The organism is Flavobacterium cerinum (assembly GCF_024496085.1).
Taxonomy (GTDB): Bacteria; Bacteroidota; Bacteroidia; order Flavobacteriales; family Flavobacteriaceae; genus Flavobacterium; species Flavobacterium cerinum_A.
Genome location: NZ_CP101751.1, coordinates 266,675 through 287,801 on the forward strand (window position 1 = coordinate 266,675; position 21,127 = coordinate 287,801).

Consider the following 21,127-nt stretch of genomic DNA (forward strand, 5'->3'; position numbering starts at 1 on the left):
TATCGCAATTATGGCAACAACTAAATGGGCAATAGACCCGACACACTCTGAAATAGGTTTTAAAGTAAAACACATGATGTTTACCAACGTTTCCGGTAAATTCGAAAACTACGATGCTTCCATCACAACGGATGGTGACAACTTTGAAAATGCTGACATTAGTTTTTCAGCTGACATCAATTCTATAGACACCCGAAATACAGATCGTGACAACCACCTTAAAAGCGCTGACTTTTTTGATGGTGAGAACCACCCTAAATTAACATTCAAAGCTTCTTCTTTTACAAAAGTAGATGATGATAACTATGAATTATCCGGCGATCTTAGTATGCGCGGCGTTACAAAATTCGTAACACTACCGGTTGAATTCAGCGGATTAATGAAAGACCCTTGGGGAAACACGAAAGCCGGATTAAATATTTCCGGGAAAATCAGTCGTAAAGACTGGGGATTAAACTGGAACTCAGCTTTAGAAACCGGAGGTGTATTAGTGAGTGATGACGTACGTTTAAACATCGAATTACAACTTGTGAAGCAATAATTATTTCATAATCTGGTTTTAAGTAGAACCGTTGTAGTATCCTTTTTCGGGGTATTGCAACGGTTTCTTATATTGTACTCCGCAAACAATCTGTTTCCAATATACTAAAAAACACTATTTTTGTCGGTCAATAACAAACAAAACCAACAGAGAAGAATATGAAAGCATATGTATTTCCAGGTCAGGGAGCTCAATTCACCGGAATGGGTAAAGAATTATATGAAAATTCGGCACTGGCTAAAGAACTATTTGAACAGGCAAACGCGATATTAGGCTTCCGCATTACCGACATTATGTTTGAAGGAACTGCTGAGCAATTAAAAGAAACTAAAGTAACACAACCGGCTGTTTTTTTACATTCCGTTATCCTTGCCAAAACATTAGGCGACGATTTTAAACCGGAAATGGTAGCAGGACACTCTTTAGGTGAGTTTTCAGCTTTGGTTGCCAACGGAACATTATCGTTTGAAGACGGTTTAAAACTGGTTTCTCAACGCGCCATGGCGATGCAAAAAGCCTGTGAAATCACACCTTCTACAATGGCTGCCGTTTTAGGACTTGAAGATAAAATCGTTGAAGATGTATGCGCTTCTATTGACGGTGTAGTAGTTGCTGCCAACTATAACTGTCCGGGGCAATTAGTAATTTCCGGAGAATTAAACGCGGTTGAAAAAGCTTGTGAAGCAATGAAAGAAGCAGGTGCTAAACGGGCCTTAATTTTACCGGTGGGCGGTGCTTTCCACTCTCCTATGATGGAACCGGCAAGAGAAGAATTGGCTGCGGCAATCGAAGCGACTACATTCAGTACTCCGATATGCCCGGTATATCAGAACGTTCCGGCAAAAGCTGTTTCTGATCCTGCTGAAATCAAAAAGAATTTGATCACACAATTAACTGCTCCTGTAAAATGGACACAGTCCGTTCAACAAATGATTGCTGACGGCGCTACTTTATTTACGGAAGTAGGTCCCGGAAAAGTATTAATCGGATTGGTTAATAAAATCGACAAAAACGCAGCAACTGCATCTGCATAATTTCATACCTGACAGGTTCTAAAAACCTGTCAGGTATACTTTCCGTTTTCGAAACCTGTCAGGTATATTTTTTACATTCCACTTCGAATTGCTTCCACCGGATCCAGTTTAGATGCTGAAATCGCCGGAATAATCCCGGAAACTAATCCGATAAAGGCAGCTAATGAGGTTCCGATCAGAATATTCCAGAAGCCTAATACGAATTCAAAATCCAATGCTTTCGATAATACCAGTGCGATTATCCATACCAGAAACATTCCGACCAAACCGCCGATAACCGACAGAATTACCGCTTCAAACAGGAACTGAAACAATATAAAACGATTCTTTGCTCCTAATGCTTTCTGAATTCCAATCAGGTTGGTTCTTTCTTTTACGGATACGAACATAATATTAGCAATTCCGAAACCACCAACCAAAAGTGAAAATCCACTGATAATCCAACCTACCACATTCATCTGCCCAACTATATTATCAATCAAATCGGTAAATCCGGATAATACATTGATAAAAAAGTTATTGATATCACTGGTTTTTAATCCTCTAAAGGTTCTTAATTTCTGAGTAAGTTCTCCTTTAAACGCTTCAATATCGACACCTTTTACCGGTTTTATCAGAATAGCCGGCGTTAGCATATCACTGTTATCGCCATATAATCGTCTGAGGAAATTCACCGGCAGGAAAACCGAAATATCCTTACTCGGACCGAAAGTACTGGATCCTTCTTTATCTAATACCCCAATCACCGTAAAACGCTGACCATACAATCGTATTTTCTTTCCGATCGGATATTGACCTCCGAATAACCCCGAAGCGACTTCACTTCCGATAATGATAACCGGCGATCCGGAATTGGATTCTGCCTCATTAAAAAATCGTCCCTGTGCAAATTTCATCTTCTCGATATCCATAAACTCATTCGTACACGGCGTCACATTAATACTGCTTACAGTATTCGATTCGTATTTTATATTTTCTTTACGAGTAAAAAGGTTGAATGACATTTTATCCAAATCGTTCAGCGATCGTCTTAAATATTCGAACTCTTCGTAAGTAACATCCGGAAACTGCTCTCGTTTCCATTGCGGTATATCAGAAGGTCCGAATGAAAAACGCATCAGATAGATTGTATTTTTATCCAGTCCGCTAAGGTCATTTTTGATTTTACGGTCCATTGAATCGACCGCAGCCAATACTGCAATAATTGAAAAAATACCGATCGTAACACCTAACAGCGATAAAAGGGTTCGCAATTTATTATTCCGCAAAGCATTGAGCGCAAAACTCAGACTTTCCTTCAGTAGTCTCAGGTATAACAACATAATGACGGTTTTAACTTTTGTAAAATTCTATATTTTTTGAGCAATATCCTAGCTAATTAGTAAACAAAAAACCGGAATTGTTACAGAAAAATTACACAAATACAGGGTAACGTTAACAGAACCGGAATCGGCCGTTTTACAGGCAGAACAATCCACTTAAAGTTATCCCTCCGATAAAGCTGTTAATCAGATCGAAAGCAATCGAAAAAAAATCAAAAAAACACAAAAATCTAATGCGGTTTCTTTTGAATCTTATTATAACAATAATTACTTTTGCACCTTTAAAAAACACAACAACACAATGAACACAACAAAAACCATTCAATCGGCTTTAATTTCAGTATTTGATAAAGACGGATTAGAACCAATCGTTAGAAAATTACACGATCATAACGTGACTATTTATTCTACCGGCGGAACCGAAGATTTTATTAAAAACCTGGGTATTCCGGTAGTTCCCGTAGAAGATGTCACTTCTTATCCTTCGATTTTAGGCGGACGTGTAAAAACACTTCATCCAAAAATTTTCGGTGGTATCTTAAACCGTCAGGATCACGAAGGCGATGTTCAGCAAATGAAAGAATACGAAATTCCGCAAATTGATCTGGTTATTGTTGACTTATATCCGTTTGAAAAAACGGTTGCTTCCGGAGCGGGCGAAGCAGATATCATTGAAAAAATCGATATCGGCGGTATTTCTCTAATCCGTGCAGCAGCTAAAAACTTTAAAGATACGGTTATTGTAGCATCTGTTAACGAATATGCTTTATTCCTTGACATGATCACTAATGGCAACGGAGCAACAACGTTAGAGGAAAGAAGACTTTTAGCAACAAAAGCATTCCACGTTTCATCTCACTATGACGGAGCCATCTTTAACTATTTCAATACTGATGAAACGATCTACAAAGCAAGTGTAGCAGACGGTCAGATATTACGTTACGGCGAAAATCCACACCAAAAAGGATATTTCTTCGGTGATTTCGACGCTATGTTTACCAAAGTACACGGAAAAGAGCTTTCTTACAACAACTTGTTAGATGTTGATGCTGCCGTAAACCTGATGAACGAATTCAAAAACGACGATCCGACATTTGCTATTTTAAAACACAACAACGCCTGCGGACTGGCAACTCGTAAAACCATGAAAGAAGCGTATCTTGATGCTTTGGCCGGTGATCCGACTTCCGCTTTCGGTGGTGTTCTGATTGCTAACGGTAAAATTGACGAAGCAGCCGCAGAAGAGATCAACAAATTATTTTGTGAAGTAGTTATCGCACCGTCTTATGACGAAAAAGCAATTGCTATTTTAGAAGAAAAGAAAAACAGAATCATCCTGATCCAGAATGATGTGGAATTACCTACAAAACAGGTACGCACATGTCTTAACGGAATGTTAATTCAGGATAAAGACAATATTACAGACAATAAAGAGCTTTTAAAAACCGTTACCATAACAGCACCTACAGAACAGGAGATTGAAGATTTACTGTTTGCCTCAAAAATCTGTAAACACACCAAATCGAACACTATCGTTTTTGCCAAAAACAAACAGTTGTGCGCTTCCGGAACCGGACAAACGTCACGGGTAGACGCATTACGTCAGGCTGTTGAAAAAGCAAATTCATTCCATTTCGATTTGAACGGAGCAGTGATGGCAAGCGATGCATTCTTTCCTTTCCCGGATTGTGTTGAGTTGGCAAAAAATGCCGGTATTACCGCTGTTATTCAACCGGGTGGCTCTATAAAAGACGAATTAAGTATCAACTACTGTAACGAAAATAAAGTTGCAATGGTATTTACCGGAGTTCGTCATTTTAAACATTAATTTTATTATTTTTGTAGGCTAATTATTTATAAATGTATTAAACCCTTTTTTGTATGGGATTTTTTGATTTCATGACTGAGGATATTGCGATCGACCTTGGTACCGCTAATACCCTTATTATCCACAATGACAAGGTTGTCGTTGATAGTCCATCTATAGTTGCTCGTGATCGTGTTTCTGGGAAAATTATTGCTGTTGGTAAAGAAGCAAACCAGATGCAGGGTAAAACTCATGAAAACATTAAGACCATACGTCCCTTAAAGGATGGTGTAATTGCTGATTTTGACGCTTCGGAAAAGATGATTAGTTTATTCATCAAAAGTATTCCGGCATTAAAGAAGAAAATGTTTACACCGGCTTTGCGAATGGTAGTTTGTATCCCTTCCGGAATTACAGAAGTGGAAATGCGTGCGGTAAAAGAATCCTGTGAGCGGGTAAACGGAAAAGAAGTATATCTAATCCACGAACCGATGGCAGCAGCTATTGGTATCGGTGTGGATATTATGCAGCCGAAAGGTAATATGATTGTCGATATCGGTGGTGGTACAACCGAAATTGCCGTGATCGCATTAGGCGGTATCGTTTGTGACAAATCGGTTAAAATTGCCGGTGACGTTTTTACCAATGATATCGTATATTATATGAGAACCCAGCACAACCTTTTCGTAGGAGAAAGTACTGCTGAAAAAATTAAAATCGCTATCGGTGCTGCAACAGAGGATCTGGATACACCACCGGATGAAATGTCGGTTCAGGGACGTGACTTGTTAACCGGAAAACCAAAACAAGTTGATGTTTCTTATCGCGAGATTGCTAAAGCATTAGACAAATCCATCCAGCGTATTGAGGATGCCGTAATGGAAACCTTATCGCAAACACCGCCGGAATTAGCAGCCGATATTTACAATACCGGTATTTATCTTGCCGGTGGAGGATCGATGTTAAGAGGCCTTGACAAACGAATCTCTCAAAAAACAGATTTACCGGTTTACATTGCCGAAGATCCGTTAAGAGCGGTTGTAAGAGGAACCGGAATGGCATTAAAGAATATTCAGAAATTTAAAGGGATTCTTATCAAATAAAGAAAATAATTCATGCAGCAAATCTTTAACTTTATATTAAAAAACAGTAACCGGTTACTGTTTTTGCTGCTTTTGGGCATTTCCTTATCATTGACCATACAGTCTCATTCGTATCACAGAAGCCGCTATATCAGTTCGGCTAATGTGTTTACGGGATTTGTCTATGAGAAGATCAACAATGTCAAAGAATACCTAAACCTTCGGGAACAGAATAATCAGTTGGCGAACGAAAATGCGCAGTTAAAAAAACTGCTCTTTAACAATACCGATTCTTTAGCAGTTGCCGGCACTATGCCGAGACCATCCGGCATGGAAAATGTAAAAGTGTACAATGCCAAGGTGATCAACAATACCTTTAACAGTAAAGAAAATTACCTGACATTATTAGGCGGTCAAAAGGACGGAATCAAACCGGATATGGGTGTTGTTAACAGTTTAGGAGTTGTCGGGATTATCGAAAAAACATCCAACAGTTATTCGACGGTACAAAGTGTTCTGAATGTCAAATCACAAATCAATGCCAAGATTAAAAAATCCAACCATTTCGGTTCGTTGATCTGGAACGGAAAAAATGTTGGCTTTGCCCAATTGATCGACGTTCCGAGACTGGCATCTGTTCGTAAAGGCGATACCATAGTAACCGGCGGACGCTCCGAAATTTTCCCGGAAAACATTCCTATCGGTACAATTGACAAAGTATATATCGATAAGTCGACTAATTACTATACGCTTAACGTTCGTTTATTTAACGATATGACTAATCTTGGTCATGTTTATATAATCGAAAACGTAAAAAAACAGGAAATCCAGAAATTAGAAGAAGAAACAAAAAATGAATAGTACGTTTATTACAAATAGCTTACGGTTTGTCGTGCTGCTCGCCATACAGGTTGTTATTTTTAACAACATTGACTTTCTGGGTTTTATTAATCCCTACCCGTACATTCTATTTATCATTTTGTACCCGGTAAACGGTAGTAAAGCCGGCTTGCTTGTAGCCAGTTTCTTATTAGGACTTATCATGGATATGTTTTGTAATTCCGGTGGCGTACATGCTGCTGCCTGTGTTACACTAGCCTATTTAAGACCTACTTTCTTTAAATTTTCATTCGGGGTAAGTTACGAGTATCAAACCGTTAAAATCACGGACAAACTCACACCCGAACGTTTTTCATTTATCTTAATTGCTGTAGTAACCCATCATCTCGTATTATATTTATTAGAAATATTCCGTTTTAATTTTATTTGGGATATTTTATTACGAACTTTACTAAGCACTATATTTACCCTACTGCTTTGCATCATAATTATTTATTTAATTAAGCCTAGCAAACGATGAGAAAAATTTTATTACCCGGTTTGATTGTTATTGCAGCATTGCTGATAATGGCAAGACTTTTCTATTTGCAGATTTTTGATGATTCTTATATCAAAAAATCGGATAATAATGCTATTAAAATCAAATACGAATATCCGGAACGCGGTTATATCTACGATCGTAGCGGTCAGCTATTAGTAGCCAATCAACCTTCATACGATATTATGGTTACGCCTAAGGATGTTAAGAATATCGACACCTTAGAATTCTGTAACCTGCTTAATATTTCCAAAGAAGAGTTTATCAAAAAAATCGAAAAGGCTCGTGTTTATAGTCCGATGCTTCCTTCTGTGTTTATCGCCCAGTTAAACAAAATGGAATTTGCTGCTTTTCAGGAAAAAATCCGAAAGTTTTCCGGTTTTGAAATCTTAAAACGTTCTTTACGGGATTATCAGGTGAATGTGGGAGCCAATATATTCGGATACATCACTCAGGTAAATGACAATATCATCAAAAAGAAACCGTATTACAAAAGTGGTGATTTGATCGGTATGCAAGGTGTAGAGCAGATGTATGAAGAAGTATTACGCGGAACAAAAGGTGTAAAATACATTCAACGAGATCGTTTTAATCGTGAAATCGGCCCTTATAAAGACGGCATTTATGACACTATTGCTGTTCAGGGAGAAGACATCACGTTGACGATTGATATGGAGCTTCAGAAATACGGAGAAGCACTTATGGCGAATAAACGAGGCGGTATTGTTGCTATCGAACCGAAAACAGGTGAAATTTTAGCATTGGTAACCGCTCCGTCATATGATCCGGCTATTCTGGTTGGACGGGAACGTTCAAAAAACTATACCATGCTTTATAACGATTCCATTGCAAAACCGTTATATGACCGCGGACTTTTAGCGGAGTATCCTCCGGGATCTCCTTTTAAAATCCTAACCGGTTTGGCTGGGTTGCAGGAAGAAGTGATTGACGAAAACACAACTTTTGTTTGTCATCACGGTTTTTCGTACGGTAGAGGTGCATTTATGAAATGTCACTGTCCGGGCGGTAATATTCAGTTACACAATGGAATTTACAAATCCTGTAATGCCTATTTTGCTAATGTATTTAAACGTACGATCGAAAAATACAACAAACCGCGTTTCGGAGTAGATGCCTGGAGTGCACATATGAAGAGTTTCGGATTGGGTAATTTTATGGGGTATGACCTACCACCGGGACGAAAAGGCCACATCCCTACTTCCCGTTATTACGATCGTTGGTATCCGAACGGAGGTTGGAAAAGTACCACTATTATTTCCAATTCAATCGGACAGGGAGAGGTGACGATGACACCGATTCAATTGGCAAATATGATGGCCACAATTGCTAATGAAGGCTATTATTATACGCCTCACGTAATCAAAAAAATTGAAAAACATAAGATCGACAAGAAGTTTACGACTAAACACGTAACCACTATCGACAAACAATATTTCCGCCCGGTTATTGACGGTTTATTTGACGTATATAACATGGGTACAGCTGCTAGTTTACGTGTTGAAGGCATTGAAATTTGCGGTAAAACCGGTACTGCTGAAAACTTTACCAAAATTAACGGAAAACGGGTACAGCTAACTGACCACTCGGTTTTTGTGGCTTTTGCCCCGCGAAATGATCCTAAAATTGCCATCGCCGTTTTAGTAGAAAACGGATATTGGGGTGCACGTTGGGCCGGACCGATTTCCAGTTTAATGATTGAAAAATACTTAAAAAAGACAATCACACGTACCGACCTGGAAAAACGAATGCTGGAAGGAAGTTTACAACATGAATATGACAAGGTGACCAGTGGTTTACCTTTTACAATCAATAACAGATAATGAAGAATCAAAGCGTAGCGAGTAATATCGATTGGGTCACTATACTTATTTATATAGTATTGGTAATCATGGGGTGGATGAACATCTACTCTGCCTCGTTACCGCTTGAGGAAACTTCTATTTTTGACTTAAGTCAGACGTATGGAAAACAGATGCTGTTTATCATGTTAACCGTTCCTTTGATTTTTACCATTCTCTCGGTCGACGCCAAGATATTTGAAAAATACGCTATTGTCTTTTATGGTGTCGGAATTGTACTGCTACTCGGTTTATTTGCTTTTGGTAAAACCATTAAAGGGCAAACCAACTGGTATCAGTTTGGCGGTTTCGGTTTTCAGCCTTCTGAGTTCGTTAAAACCGCAACAGCATTACTACTCGCTAAATTAGTGAGTGATACACAGATTAACATTAAGCTTTTTAAACATCAAATAATTGCATTAGCCGTTTTTGGATTCCCTGTGGTTTTAATTCTCCTACAGCCCGATGCCGGTAGTGCCATGATTTTTATATCGTTAGTATTTGTTCTCTATCGCGAAGGCTTACCCAGTTGGTACCTTTGGACCGGATTTATTGCCATTATTCTATTTATCCTCGCTTTAATTATCAAACCGGTTTTTATCGTTGCTCTGGCTCTTATCATAATGATCACTCATTATGTCCTGAATCGTCGTATCAATCGGAATCCGCTTATTTACGGAATTATTTTCGTACTGATTACCGGTTTTGTATTTTCAGTGGATTATGTTTATGAAAACGTTCTGGAAGCGCACCAGAAAGATCGTATTAACGTACTTCTCGGAAAAGACGTTAATATGCAACGGGAAGGTTATAACCTGAACCAATCAATGATTGCCATCGGTTCGGGAAGCTGGTTTGGAAAAGGTTATCTGGAAGGGACTCAAACCAAAGGTGGTTTCGTTCCCGAACAGCATACCGATTATATTTTTACTACCGTTGGAGAAGAATGGGGCTTTGTTGGAGCAGCAGTTGTTATTGTCCTGTTTGTAACCCTCTTTTTACGGATTATTTATCTGGCCGAACACCAAAAAACAAAATTCAGTCGGGTATACGGTTATTGTGTCGCCACATTCCTCTTTACCCATTTCTTTGTAAACATCTCGATGTTGATTAAGATGTTCCCTACAATCGGTGTTCCATTACCGTTTTTCTCGTATGGCGGTTCCAGTTTGTGGGCTTTTACGATTTTACTTTTTGTATTCCTGAAAATGGACGCCAATAAAGTAAACGAATGGTAATTTAATTAAAGCTCCACGCTTTATAATCGTTATTTTTTTCAAGCTTATTTTCCATAGCATCCGGTAATTGCGGGAAGAAGTCAATTCCGGTCATTTTTTCTATAGTATCCACATCAACCGCAAATTCGTATAAGGGACGGTCACTTTCAGCATGTGGCACCAGAAAACCGATCATTTTATCACCTTTCTTCGTCATCAGTACCTTATAGAAAAAATTAGGAACCGCTACTTTTTCTTTTCCGATCGTTTTTAAATTTTCCGATAATACTCCTCCTGTTATCACATAAAGCCCATCGTATTTTGTAGACCAGTAACGTACTTTTTGCTCCAGTCGATTCCATACTCCGTTATTAAAATCATGTAATTGCGGTGCAATATTCGAAGTTAAAAATGTTTCTTCATACTGCTGATAATTCTTTTTCCGATCGCCCGCCGGACATAAATGTCCTTTATCATAACCCGACTGTTTATAGTTGCGCCAACTGGCAGATCCGGTTTTAACCGCTTTATCTTCCATAAACAACGGTCGTTTATAATCCTGTTTAGATAAATCCTCTTTGGTTAAGATATAGGCCACCCATTCCGCCTGTTCATAGGGTTCGGCATAAGAAAACGAGTAAGCATCATGATTGATTATAACACCGGTAGTAGAAGTCGGAAAAAAATCAAAATTCGCATTCGATAAAGAGGTTACATCATCATTTTCATTTACTACTTCCCTTTCAACCCTGCCTTTTGCTGTGTCGGATGAGAAAGTCACAGGCTTTTCTGTCTTTTTATCACAAGCAATTAAAAAAACAAACATCAATAGTAGTTTTATCTGAAATACAAGACGTTTCATCGCTATTCTTATAGTCATGGTCTAATTTTTGTTACATTTGTAAAGATAGCAAATAGTTATAACCCTTTTAAAATTAATAAAAGTAGTATCTATGAGAATAACATTGATGGTAGCCTTAACTGCACTTACAACACAGTTAAGTTTTGGACAGGAAATTTCGAAAGAAACTGTTAGTAACAATGCCGAAACACACATTACACAAAATCACGAAGAGTTAACAAGGATTAAAGAAGAAAAAGAAAGGCTTAAAAAAGAACACGAACTGGCGTTAAAAGAAGCTGAAAAACAACGTAAAGCAGCCGAAAAAGAACAAAAGCGCTTGGCTAAAGAATTACAAAAAGCCGAAAAAGCAAAAAAAGAAATTGAAAAGGCGCAGAACAACGTTCACAAAGCCACCGACCGCTTAACCAGCAGTCAAAAAGATCTGGATAAGCAAGCCGCTAAATATAAAAATCTCCAGGATCGCAATAAGCTTACCGATGAAGATGATATCAAATGGAAGAAAAAGCTGTTAAAGCTTACCAATAAAAATAAAGAACGTAAAATCGAGTTACAGGAAGCACAGTTAAATCTGAAAAACCTGAATCCGAATGCATAAGAAAAATGGCCATCAATTGATGGCCATTTTTATTCTATTTATGTTGCTTTCACATCGAGTGCATCTCTAAGCGCATTTCCGATCATCATGAAGGCTAAAACCATTAATAGCATTGCTACTCCCGGGATAACAGCCAAATAAGGTTTCCCCAGAATGATATAATTGTAATTATCTTTTATCATCGCACCCCAACTCGGTACCGGTAACTGTGCTCCCAATCCTAAAAAGCTCAAACCACTTTCAACTAAAATCGCCGAAGCAAAATTCGCAGCCGAAATTACAATAACCGGAGCCATACTATTAGGCAAAATATGATGAAAAATGATTCGGCTGTTCGTATAACCCAACGCCCTTGCCGCGGTGACATATTGCATTTCTTTAATTCCCATAACCTGACCGCGAACCACACGAGCCACTTCAACCCACATTGTTAAGCCAACAGCTACGAATACTTGCCAAAATCCTTTTCCTAAAGCTAATGTGATGGCTATAACCAACAATAACGTAGGAATTGACCAAATCACATTAATCAGCCACATCACTAAAGCATCCACTTTACCGCCATAATAGCCGGCTAAAGCGCCAAAGAAAACACCAACAATAAGTGAAATCAAAACGGCGACAAAACCAATTGCTATTGAAACCCGAGAGCCAATGATCAACCGACTCAATAAATCTCTTCCCTGATTATCAGTTCCCAAAAGGAATTTCTTCTCTGTGATAAACTGACTTTCAATCTTTTTTTGATCAATATTTCTTCCGAATGCCATCAACGGAATCTTATCTGAAATGACAATACTTTTATCTTCCGAATATTCCGTAAAATAGAGGGAATCATTTGCAATCCGGTAATCGTTAATCGGTTTTTGAATGGCCGTTTCCGGATGACCGGTAAAATAATCATACCAATGTCTTTCCGGTTGATTCTCCAACGGAATACGCAGCATCGTAACTTTAAATCCCGGTTCTTTGGAACGGATGGCCAGATCACCCCAATTGGCATACTTGGAATTGTCCGGTGTTATAAAATAACCGAAGATTGCAATGAAAACGAGAACAGCTATAAATACAAAACTGAAAACGCCCCAAAAGTTCTTGCGGAACTTTCGGAGCGCTAAAGCAGTAAGCGATTGATTTGATAAACTCATTAATTTACTTTATCAACAATTTTATTTTTTTTATCTTTTAATGTGATTGTCCCTTTTACCTCTTTCCCACTACTCTTCATATCATTCAGGATATTTAAAGCTTCATCTACATAGACATCATTTCCAAGACTTTCATGCCATCTTTCTCTTTTCTGAGCCAATACCGTATCGTTTTTAAACAATTCTTTTTCGTATGGCAATGAGTTAAATGACAAATTATTTTTATAATCAGCCAGCGCTTTGAATTTTTTAGCGGTATTTTCTACTGCTGTTTCTTCTGCTCTGAACTTATTAAAATTCAAGCTATACGTATTCATATCTTTACGGGAACTGATCCATTTTGCGTTTTCATCGATCAGTTTAAACTGTTCGTTAGCCGCCATACGATCTTTACTTTTAGTAATTGCCGGTGAAAAATCCAATCCTTTTACCGGTTGGTAATTCGCCGGATCAATTTTATCCCACGGCATTGCATTATCAATATCACGCTCACCCATATCGATATACGAATAACGATCCGGCATCACAACATCACTCAATACTCCTTCACGCTGTGTAGAACCTCCGTTCACGCGATAGAATTTCTGCGTTGTCGTTTTTAACGCACCTAAGTCTCCGTAAGGATTGCTTCGGATAAACTGGTTCAGGTCAATTACATTCTGAACGGTTCCTTTTCCGTAAGTATGCTTACTTCCGATGATCACACCGCGTTTGTAATCCTGAATTGCCGCAGCAAAAATTTCAGATGCCGAAGCTGAGAAATTATTCACCATTACTACCAACGGACCATCCCAATGTACTTTTGACTGTTTATTATATAATACTTCTTTTTTACCGTTAGCCGATTTCACCTGTACAACCGGTCCCTGATCAATGAACAAACCAACCATATCCACAACCGTTTGTAACGATCCTCCTCCATTGTCTCTCAAGTCCATTATAATTCCCTGAACGTTTTGTTTTTTCAAACGTTCAATTTCCTGAGCCACATCTTTAAAGGCGTCTCTTTTATCTTTGTTTTCGAAATCGATATAGAATTTCGGAAGGTAAATAATTCCATAAGTAGCATCTCCTTTTTTCACGACAGACGATTTCGCATAGGTCTCTTCGATTTCAACTACTTCACGGATAATCGGGATTACTTTAATCGTTCCGTCTACTTTTTTAACTGTTAGACGAACTTCAGTTCCTTTTTTACCTTTGATTTTTTTCACCACATCATCCAATCGCATTCCCACAACATCAACCGGTTCGCCGTTACCCTGTGCTACTTTCATGATCACATCACCTTGTTCCAGTAATTTTCCTCTCCAAGCCGGTCCGCCCGGGATTAGTTCGGTAATTTCGGTATAATCGTTTTTCTTTTGTAAACGGGCTCCGATTCCTTCAAGGCTTCCGCTGATACTGATATCGAATTTTTCTTTATCATCCGGTGCGAAATAAAAGGTATGCGGATCAAATCGTTCTACAATAGCATTCAAATAAATAGAAAACCAGTCATCACGATCTAATTCCTGAATAAAACCAAAATATTCGTCTAATGATTTTAAAGTTGTTTCACGGGAACTTTTCTCCAATTCTTCCATTGTTTTCGGTTTAGAATCAGCTTCTTTTTTAGCAGTTGTCCCTTCTTTTTTAGTCGTTTTATCTTCTTTCTCTTTTTCCTGTAATTTCAATTTATCGGTAACAGAAGACAATACCGTTAGTTTCAATTGTTTTTCCCAACGGTTTTTTAATTCCGTTTTGTTTTTAGAAAAAGGTTGTTTGTCATAATCAACACTAATCTGATCGTCTCCGTTAAAATCAAAAGGTCGAGCTAAAACATCTTTATAGATATTTTTAGCTTCTCCCATTCGTTCCATCAAACGAGTATAAGTAAGATCAAAAAAAGTAAGATCCTTATTACGGATCATATCATCAATTTTCGTTTCGTATTTTGAAAATTCATCAATATCCGACTGCACAAAGAAACGTTTAGACGGATCTAAAGCCGAGATATATTCTTTATAAACACTTTTTGAAAACGTGTCATCCATCGCCACCGGATCATAATGCCCTTTTTCCAATACAAAAGTCAGTAATTCCAGAAGAAGCTTATCTTTTTCCGGATCACCTTTTTTGCTAGGCATAAAACTCCAAAGTACTGCTGACAAAGCGGTTATCAACAATACAATCTTATAATTTCTCTTCATAAACTGCCAAAAAGTATTCATTACTATTTTTCAACTAAATTACACAAAAAAGGACGCCACTTTCTTAATATACGGATAATTTTTTGTTAAAGGTTTCTTTTTATTAGAGAATCGTCATTCCTTATTCAGAATACCAAAAATCAAAAATTGTACCAAGACAAATTTAGAAAATGCTTACTTTAGCGAAACTAAAAAATTCAGCCTGAAATGAACAAAAAACCTTTGATCCTGGTTACTAATGATGATAGTATTTTAGCACCCGGAATACGCGCCTTAATTGCTGTTATGAAAGAGATTGGTGATGTTGTAGTTGTAGCTCCCGACAGTCCGCAATCGGCAATGGGACATGCGATTACGATTAACAACACCTTACATATTGAAAAGGTTAAAATTGATGCTGATCTGGACATGGAATACAGTTGTTCCGGTACGCCTGTAGACTGTGTAAAAATTGCCGTACACGAAATTTTAAAGCGCAAACCGGATTTATGTGTTTCGGGTATCAACCACGGTTCCAACTCCTCCATCAATATTATTTATTCGGGAACAATGAGTGCTGCCGTTGAAGCGGGTATTGAGGGAATTCCGGCCATCGGTTTTTCGTTATTGGATTTTAGCTGGAATGCCGATTTCGAACCGGCTAAGGCTTTTGTAAAAAAAATCACCCTTGAGGTATTGGAAAAAGGATTACCGGATAGTGTTATCTTAAATGTAAACCTTCCGAAGCTTCCGGCCGATCAGATAAAAGGAATTAAAATATGCCGACAGGCTAAAGCGATGTGGGAAGAGCGTTTTGACAAGCGAACCAATCCACAGGGTAAAGAATATTACTGGCTTACCGGCGAATTTATCAATCAGGATAAAGGAGAAGACACGGATGAATGGGCATTGGCTAACGGTTATATTTCGGTTGTTCCGGTTCAGTTTGACCTTACCGCTCACCATGCTATACAGCAACTGAATTCCTGGAATCTTAACAATTAATCCGCATGAAGAATAAAGATACTATTATCGGTTTTTTAATTGGAATCATTGCCGCTTTAATCGGCTCCGGAATTTTCCTTTTATTATTTACCGATATCCGCAGTATTGAAGGGTTGCAATTTATCCGTCAACAAAATTTATCCGGAAAAGTAATTACTTTAGGCGCTATTGCCAGTCTGATCAGTTTCTTTGTATTATTAAAAATGCATAAGGAAGAAATGGCACGCGGAGTTTTACTCGCTATGATTATCCTTGCACTGCTAACTGTTTTATTATAAGTACACGACCATGAAATACTATATTATAGCCGGAGAAGCTTCAGGTGACCTGCACGGCTCCAACTTGATGAAAGGCATCTACAAACACGACCCGAACGCCGAAATTCGTTTTTGGGGCGGCGACCTGATGCAACAGGCTGGCGGAACGCTGGTTAAACATTATCGGGATCTGGCTTTTATGGGATTTGCAGAAGTCGTTATGAACCTGAAAACAATCCTGAATAATATTAAAATTTGTAAAGCCGATATTCTGAATTTTAAACCGGATGTTTTAATTTTTATTGATTATCCGGGTTTTAATATGCGTATTGCAAAATGGGCTAAAGAACTTAGCATGAAAACGCATTATTATATTTCACCGCAAATATGGGCCTGGAAAGAAAACCGTATACAGGCAATCAAAAGAGATGTCGATAAAATGTATGTGATCCTTCCGTTTGAGAAAGACTTTTATGAGAAAAAACACAACTTTCCTGTCGATTTTGTAGGACATCCGCTAATTGATGCCATTCATAACCGACCGAAAACGGACACTGAAAAATTCAGACATGAAAATAATTTAGACGAAAAACCGATTATCGCGTTGCTGCCCGGAAGCCGAAAACAGGAAATTTCAAAAATGCTTTCCGAAATGCTTTCCGTTGTTGATAGTTTCCCCGATTACCAATTTGTTATTGCCGGTGCTCCAAGTCAGGATTTTGAATTTTACAAACAATTCCTAACCAATAAAAGCGTTCATTTTATTTCCAATAAAACATATGATCTGTTAAGCGTAGCGCATGCCGCATTGGTTACATCCGGAACTGCAACTCTGGAAACCGCATTGTTTAAAGTTCCGGAAGTGGTTCTTTATAAAGGGAACTGGATATCCTATCAGATTGCGAAACGAATCATCACCTTGAAGTACATTTCGCTTGTTAATCTTATAATGGATCAGGAAGTCGTAACCGAGCTTATACAGGGCGATTGCAATCCTAAAAAAATTAAAACGGAATTAGATAAAATATTAGAACCAAATCATCGTTCTAAATTACTGGCAACTTATGATTTACTGGAAGAGAAGCTGGGCGGCGAAGGAGCAAGCGACAAAACAGCCCGGTTAATTATAGATAATTTAACATAAGTCAAAAAGAATATTTGCCTAATTTTGTTGAAAAGCGTCTGAAAATATGAGAAAGGTTATACAAGTATTGGTTCTGTTATTTCTGGTGGTTTCCTGTAAAACCGCTACTCCTACAATTATTACTTCAAAAAAAGAAGCTGAAAAGAAGGGTGTATATACTTATACTGAAAAAACGAGATCCAAAACGGTTACCTCTTCTGATAAAAACGCTAAAACGGCAGAAGTTAAAAAATCCGATAAGAAAAAACGAAAGGTTATCGACAATGATGTACCCGAAAGCGACATTATCGTAAGCTCGGAAAACGAAAGCTATATGGCCGAGCAATTAACCAATTCTGCTCTGGATTATTTGGGCGTACGTTACCGTGGTGGCGGAACGACACGTGAAGGAATGGATTGCTCCGGATTGGTAACGGCTGTTTTCAACTCTTTTGATATGCAATTACCGCGCAGTTCCAACGACATGGCCAAAGTTGGCGAAAGATTAGACTTTAAAGATATCAAACGAGGTGATCTGGTTTTCTTTAAAACGAACGGAAAACGTATCATCAATCATGTCGGACTTGTTGTGGAAGTGGTTGAAGATGAAATAAAATTCATTCATTCGTCTACTTCAAGCGGTGTTATTATTTCATCGACCAAAGAGCCTTATTACGAACGTTCTTTTGTTCAGGCGAACCGGGTAGTAAACTAATCCTATTTTTATTTCCGACTTATTTTCAATATCTTACATTATAAATGAAGGTATTGCGGTATCCTATATTCGGAATTACGTGTTTTTTTGTATTCGGGATTTTATTCGATTTTTATTGTAACCCGAATTCAACCGTACTCCTTTTATCCCTGGCGATTTCATTTGTCCTTTTTTGTCTTAGCTATTTTGCTTCCAACCGGCATTTTCAACAAAAAAATTACTTCGGACTTACGCTTTATTTTCTTTCTTTTTGCTGCGGAAGCTTAACTCAGCACTTTCATTATGAACCTAATCATCGTCAGCATTACAGCCATTTTATAACCGATAAGCCCTGTTCTATAAAGGGAGCCTTCACCGAACGTTTAAAATCCGGCGCTACATCCGACAAATATCTTTTCGCTGTTTCAGAAATTAATAATCATCACGCAAGCGGAACGCTTTTACTATATATCCCAAAAACCGTTTCGTTACCAAAATCGCTTATAGGAACACGACTGGCACTATATACCACTTTATCCGAGCTACCTAAAAACCGGAATCCTTATCAGTTTGATTATGCTGCCTATATGGCGAAACGGAATGTTTTCCATCAGCTCTATCTTTCTAAAACCAATTTTATCATCACCGGACAGCAGCAAAACGGAGCGAGCCTTATTTCGAAATACCGGGATCAGTTACTTTTCGGTTTTGAAAAGCATCATTTTAAACCGGAAACACAAGCTATTATTACTGCTTTAATTTTAGGTCAGCGACAAGATCTTGACAGCAATACAACTTCAGCCTATACCGATGCCGGCGCTGCGCATATTCTCGCTATTTCCGGACTTCATATCGCTCTTTTATACGGATTGTTACTTTTTCTTGTCAAACCGCTAAAACGGCTTCAAAACGGCAGAATTCTCCAATTTATTATTCTGTTACTTTTACTTTGGCTCTACGCCATACTAACCGGATTATCTGCTTCCGTAGTTCGGGCAGTAACCTTGTTTAGTCTTATCAGTTTTAGTCGGTATTTAAATCGTGCCACCCATCTGTATAATTCCCTTATTATTTCTTTTTTTTTATTAGTAATTACCAAACCGGGTTTTATTTTCGACATTGGTTTTCAGTTAAGTTATCTGGCTGTTTTTGCGATTCTATCATTGCATACCGTTTATAAAAAAATCAGGTTGCCGAAAAACAGAATATCTCGTTATTTATGCGATATCCTATTTGTTTCTATCGCGGCACAAGTTGGCGTTCTCCCTTTATGCCTTTATTATTTCCATCAGCTTCCATTGCTCTTTATTTTCTCTAATTTAATTGTTCTTCCGCTTATCACCATTATTCTTCCACTAGGCATTCTGGTTACGGTTTTCAATTTTATTTCAGATCCTATTGCTCTCTTTTTGGGGCAATTATTATCCTTTCTGATCGAGATCATGACGAATATCATCACATGGATTGCTTCCTTTCGAACTTTAGTCCTTCAAAATATTGCTTTTAATTTTAGTATGATGATCGCTTTATACATCGTCTTAATAGCTTTATTTCTGTGGATTCAAAAAAGAATTGCCTACCGACTGATATTTTTACTTACAAGTATATTCTTGTTTCAAATAGTCTATTGGATTACTATTTATGACCATAAGCATCATGATGATTTTGTTGTCTTTCATGATCGGAAACATACACTTATCGCTTTAAAGCGACAGCATCATATTATCACTTATTCCAATGACAGTCTTATCGATCAGAATTACAATCTACGGATGTATTGTAATGGTTTGTTTCATCCTTCAATGGTTCATAATCCTTTACGAAATACTTTCTCTTTCCACAGGCAAAAGATTCTCGTTATCGATTCAGACGGCATTTATCAAAACGTTGAAAAACCGGATATCATCTTACTGATCAACAACCCGAAAATCAATCCGGATCGCTTACTACAATTGTTACAACCCAAACTTATTATAGCAGACGGAACCAATTCCATTTTATATACCGAGCGATGGGAAACCAGTTGTCGTAAAACAAAAATCCCTTTTTACGCTACCGGTAAAAAGGGATTCCTTTCAATTGCTAATATCAATTAACCTTTTAAATCTTTTAGCAATTCCTCAGGAGTTCTGTATCCCACTAACGGGGATTGCACTTCTCCTTTTTTATCAAAGATGAACATCGACGGATATCCCTGTACTTGCAGGAACATCGTGAATTCATGAACACCGTTTCTTCCTTTTCTGTTCGGATCGAAAGTCGGATTCGTATATTTTTTTCCTTTATAGTTTACTTCAGAATTTCCTTCGGCATTAAACTTTACAGCATAATAATTTTTCGAAATATGATCTGCAACGGCTTTATCGCTAAAGGTATTTTTATCTAACATTTTACAAGGTCCGCACCAATCGGTATATACATCCATAAAGATCGGTTTCGGGTTTTTCTTTTGTGCTTTAATAGCTTCGTCAAATGTCATCCATTTGATTTCCTGCGCCTGAGCAGTAATTGCTCCAACAGTAAGGAACAATAAGAACAGTATTTTTTTCATTGCTTTTTATTTTACGTTTTTTAATATTTGATTCGCACCTTTTAACCAGACTTCCGGTCCGCCGGCTACATATCCGGAACTTCCTAATTTTTCAAAATTTACTTTTCCTTCCTTTTCCGTAGCATTTACAAACCAGACTGTCGGATATCCTCTTACGCCAAACAACTGCATCAATTGGTTGTTGGTTTGTTGTATTTCCGGTGCTAAAGCTTTTCGTCTCGGGAAATCCAATTCCACCAATATAACGTTTTCTTTGGCCCATATACCAAATTCCGGTTGTTGAAATACTTCTTTTTGCAATCGGATACACCATCCGCACCAATCACTACCTGTAAAGAACAAAAAAAGAGGTTTCTTTTCCTGTTGAGAAAGCTGAATGGCCTTTTTTATATCTGTATGCCATTCCAATTTTGTATCCTGTGCTTTTGTCAGAATCGAAACCAATGCAAATATGCATACAAAAACTATTTTTTTCATG

The 21,127-nt window shown here is 37.9% G+C and carries 20 protein-coding genes; 14 read left to right on the forward strand and 6 right to left on the reverse strand.

What is annotated here, in order from left to right; genetic code table 11:
* Positions 1-10 precede the first annotated feature (10 nt).
* Both NOX80_RS01120 and fabD read left to right on the forward strand, forming a co-directional pair.
* Positions 11-541 carry a YceI family protein gene (locus tag NOX80_RS01120; protein WP_256551502.1) on the forward strand — a complete coding sequence of 177 codons (531 nt, stop codon included), beginning with the start codon at positions 11-13 and terminating at the stop codon, positions 539-541.
* Positions 542-699: 158 nt separating this feature from the next.
* Positions 700-1,575, forward strand: a complete 876-nt coding sequence (fabD, locus tag NOX80_RS01125; protein WP_256551503.1) for an ACP S-malonyltransferase — start codon at positions 700-702, stop codon at positions 1,573-1,575.
* A gap of 71 nt (positions 1,576-1,646) precedes the next feature.
* Here the strand turns inward: fabD and NOX80_RS01130 are convergent, their stop codons facing one another.
* Entirely contained in the window at positions 1,647-2,897 is a 1,251-nt protein-coding gene (locus tag NOX80_RS01130; RefSeq protein WP_256551504.1) for an ABC transporter permease, read from the reverse strand.
* Between the two features lie 301 nt (positions 2,898-3,198).
* On the opposite strand from NOX80_RS01130, the gene purH reads away from it, so the two are divergent.
* The 6 genes from purH to rodA are packed head-to-tail and all read left to right on the forward strand — an operon-like array spanning position 3,199 to position 10,261.
* Positions 3,199-4,725 carry a bifunctional phosphoribosylaminoimidazolecarboxamide formyltransferase/IMP cyclohydrolase gene (gene purH / locus NOX80_RS01135; protein ID WP_256551505.1) on the forward strand — a complete coding sequence of 509 codons (1,527 nt, stop codon included), beginning with the start codon at positions 3,199-3,201 and terminating at the stop codon, positions 4,723-4,725.
* 53 nt (positions 4,726-4,778) lie between these two features.
* Positions 4,779-5,807: a rod shape-determining protein gene (locus tag NOX80_RS01140; RefSeq protein ID WP_136402146.1), complete on the forward strand. Its 1,029-nt coding sequence runs from the start codon at positions 4,779-4,781 to the stop codon at positions 5,805-5,807.
* 12 nt (positions 5,808-5,819) lie between these two features.
* Positions 5,820-6,647, forward strand: a complete 828-nt coding sequence (mreC, locus tag NOX80_RS01145; protein WP_256551506.1) for a rod shape-determining protein MreC — start codon at positions 5,820-5,822, stop codon at positions 6,645-6,647.
* Positions 6,640-7,146: a rod shape-determining protein MreD gene (locus NOX80_RS01150; protein WP_256551507.1), complete on the forward strand. Its 507-nt coding sequence runs from the start codon at positions 6,640-6,642 to the stop codon at positions 7,144-7,146. Before mreC ends, NOX80_RS01150 begins: the two co-directional genes overlap by 8 nt.
* Positions 7,143-9,005, forward strand: a complete 1,863-nt coding sequence (gene mrdA / locus NOX80_RS01155) for a penicillin-binding protein 2 (protein ID WP_256551508.1) — start codon at positions 7,143-7,145, stop codon at positions 9,003-9,005. The genes NOX80_RS01150 and mrdA overlap by 4 nt, the downstream gene beginning before the upstream one ends.
* On the forward strand, positions 9,005-10,261 hold the full coding sequence (gene rodA, locus NOX80_RS01160; RefSeq protein WP_256551509.1) for a rod shape-determining protein RodA: 1,257 nt from the start codon (positions 9,005-9,007) through the stop codon (positions 10,259-10,261). Before mrdA ends, rodA begins: the two co-directional genes overlap by 1 nt.
* Position 10,262: 1 nt before the next feature.
* Here the strand turns inward: rodA and NOX80_RS01165 are convergent, their stop codons facing one another.
* Positions 10,263-11,120 (reverse strand): DNA/RNA non-specific endonuclease, encoded by an 858-nt coding sequence (locus NOX80_RS01165; RefSeq protein ID WP_256551510.1) that lies wholly within the window; start codon positions 11,118-11,120, stop codon positions 10,263-10,265.
* Between the two features lie 73 nt (positions 11,121-11,193).
* On the opposite strand from NOX80_RS01165, the gene NOX80_RS01170 reads away from it, so the two are divergent.
* Complete coding sequence (locus tag NOX80_RS01170) at positions 11,194-11,700, forward strand: hypothetical protein (protein ID WP_256551511.1); 507 nt, start codon at positions 11,194-11,196, stop codon at positions 11,698-11,700.
* 38 nt (positions 11,701-11,738) lie between these two features.
* On the opposite strand, the gene NOX80_RS01175 is transcribed toward NOX80_RS01170, so the two are convergent.
* Both NOX80_RS01175 and NOX80_RS01180 read right to left on the reverse strand, forming a co-directional pair.
* The gene (locus NOX80_RS01175) at positions 11,739-12,848 is read right to left on the reverse strand and encodes an ABC transporter permease (protein WP_256551512.1); all 1,110 of its coding nucleotides are present in this window, start codon (positions 12,846-12,848) and stop codon (positions 11,739-11,741) included.
* Positions 12,848-15,061 (reverse strand): carboxy terminal-processing peptidase, encoded by a 2,214-nt coding sequence (locus NOX80_RS01180; protein WP_256551513.1) that lies wholly within the window; start codon positions 15,059-15,061, stop codon positions 12,848-12,850. Before NOX80_RS01180 ends, NOX80_RS01175 begins: the two co-directional genes overlap by 1 nt.
* Before the next feature lie 186 nt (positions 15,062-15,247).
* On the opposite strand from NOX80_RS01180, the gene surE reads away from it, so the two are divergent.
* The 5 genes from surE to NOX80_RS01205 are packed head-to-tail and all read left to right on the forward strand — an operon-like array spanning position 15,248 to position 20,194.
* Positions 15,248-16,024 (forward strand): 5'/3'-nucleotidase SurE, encoded by a 777-nt coding sequence (gene surE, locus NOX80_RS01185; RefSeq protein WP_256551514.1) that lies wholly within the window; start codon positions 15,248-15,250, stop codon positions 16,022-16,024.
* Between the two features lie 5 nt (positions 16,025-16,029).
* Positions 16,030-16,302, forward strand: coding sequence for a hypothetical protein (locus tag NOX80_RS01190; RefSeq protein WP_256551515.1), 273 nt, complete (start codon positions 16,030-16,032; stop codon positions 16,300-16,302).
* A 10-nt stretch (positions 16,303-16,312) separates the two neighbouring features.
* Positions 16,313-17,425 (forward strand): lipid-A-disaccharide synthase, encoded by a 1,113-nt coding sequence (lpxB, locus tag NOX80_RS01195; RefSeq protein ID WP_256551516.1) that lies wholly within the window; start codon positions 16,313-16,315, stop codon positions 17,423-17,425.
* Between the two features lie 46 nt (positions 17,426-17,471).
* A complete protein-coding gene (locus NOX80_RS01200) occupies positions 17,472-18,119 on the forward strand; it encodes a C40 family peptidase (RefSeq protein WP_256551517.1) in 648 nt (215 codons plus the stop codon).
* Positions 18,120-18,163: 44 nt separating this feature from the next.
* A complete protein-coding gene (locus NOX80_RS01205) occupies positions 18,164-20,194 on the forward strand; it encodes a ComEC/Rec2 family competence protein (RefSeq protein ID WP_256551518.1) in 2,031 nt (676 codons plus the stop codon).
* Here the strand turns inward: NOX80_RS01205 and NOX80_RS01210 are convergent.
* The gene (locus NOX80_RS01210; RefSeq protein ID WP_256551519.1) at positions 20,191-20,649 is read right to left on the reverse strand and encodes a thioredoxin family protein; all 459 of its coding nucleotides are present in this window, start codon (positions 20,647-20,649) and stop codon (positions 20,191-20,193) included. The two genes, NOX80_RS01205 and NOX80_RS01210, sit on opposite strands and share 4 nt — an antisense overlap.
* 6 nt (positions 20,650-20,655) lie before the next feature.
* Complete coding sequence (locus NOX80_RS01215; protein ID WP_256551520.1) at positions 20,656-21,126, reverse strand: thioredoxin family protein; 471 nt, start codon at positions 21,124-21,126, stop codon at positions 20,656-20,658.
* Position 21,127: the final 1 nt, after the last annotated feature.

What these genes read in the sequence shown, in the direction of transcription:
- NOX80_RS01215 (WP_256551520.1), bottom strand. Translation starts at nt 21,126, where the DNA reads ATGAAAAAAATAGTTTTTGTATGCATATTTGCATTGGTTTCGATTCTG.
- mreC (WP_256551506.1), top strand. Translation starts at nt 5,820, where the DNA reads ATGCAGCAAATCTTTAACTTTATATTAAAAAACAGTAACCGGTTACTG.
- NOX80_RS01175 (WP_256551512.1), bottom strand. Translation starts at nt 12,848, where the DNA reads ATGAGTTTATCAAATCAATCGCTTACTGCTTTAGCGCTCCGAAAGTTC.
- NOX80_RS01120 (WP_256551502.1), top strand. Translation starts at nt 11, where the DNA reads ATGGCAACAACTAAATGGGCAATAGACCCGACACACTCTGAAATAGGT.
- NOX80_RS01180 (WP_256551513.1), bottom strand. Translation starts at nt 15,061, where the DNA reads ATGAATACTTTTTGGCAGTTTATGAAGAGAAATTATAAGATTGTATTG.
- NOX80_RS01205 (WP_256551518.1), top strand. Translation starts at nt 18,164, where the DNA reads ATGAAGGTATTGCGGTATCCTATATTCGGAATTACGTGTTTTTTTGTA.
- NOX80_RS01190 (WP_256551515.1), top strand. Translation starts at nt 16,030, where the DNA reads ATGAAGAATAAAGATACTATTATCGGTTTTTTAATTGGAATCATTGCC.
- purH (WP_256551505.1), top strand. Translation starts at nt 3,199, where the DNA reads ATGAACACAACAAAAACCATTCAATCGGCTTTAATTTCAGTATTTGAT.
- NOX80_RS01170 (WP_256551511.1), top strand. Translation starts at nt 11,194, where the DNA reads ATGAGAATAACATTGATGGTAGCCTTAACTGCACTTACAACACAGTTA.
- NOX80_RS01150 (WP_256551507.1), top strand. Translation starts at nt 6,640, where the DNA reads ATGAATAGTACGTTTATTACAAATAGCTTACGGTTTGTCGTGCTGCTC.
- surE (WP_256551514.1), top strand. Translation starts at nt 15,248, where the DNA reads ATGAACAAAAAACCTTTGATCCTGGTTACTAATGATGATAGTATTTTA.
- rodA (WP_256551509.1), top strand. Translation starts at nt 9,005, where the DNA reads ATGAAGAATCAAAGCGTAGCGAGTAATATCGATTGGGTCACTATACTT.
- NOX80_RS01165 (WP_256551510.1), bottom strand. Translation starts at nt 11,120, where the DNA reads ATGACTATAAGAATAGCGATGAAACGTCTTGTATTTCAGATAAAACTA.
- NOX80_RS01210 (WP_256551519.1), bottom strand. Translation starts at nt 20,649, where the DNA reads ATGAAAAAAATACTGTTCTTATTGTTCCTTACTGTTGGAGCAATTACT.
- fabD (WP_256551503.1), top strand. Translation starts at nt 700, where the DNA reads ATGAAAGCATATGTATTTCCAGGTCAGGGAGCTCAATTCACCGGAATG.
- lpxB (WP_256551516.1), top strand. Translation starts at nt 16,313, where the DNA reads ATGAAATACTATATTATAGCCGGAGAAGCTTCAGGTGACCTGCACGGC.
- mrdA (WP_256551508.1), top strand. Translation starts at nt 7,143, where the DNA reads ATGAGAAAAATTTTATTACCCGGTTTGATTGTTATTGCAGCATTGCTG.
- NOX80_RS01130 (WP_256551504.1), bottom strand. Translation starts at nt 2,897, where the DNA reads ATGTTGTTATACCTGAGACTACTGAAGGAAAGTCTGAGTTTTGCGCTC.
- NOX80_RS01140 (WP_136402146.1), top strand. Translation starts at nt 4,779, where the DNA reads ATGGGATTTTTTGATTTCATGACTGAGGATATTGCGATCGACCTTGGT.
- NOX80_RS01200 (WP_256551517.1), top strand. Translation starts at nt 17,472, where the DNA reads ATGAGAAAGGTTATACAAGTATTGGTTCTGTTATTTCTGGTGGTTTCC.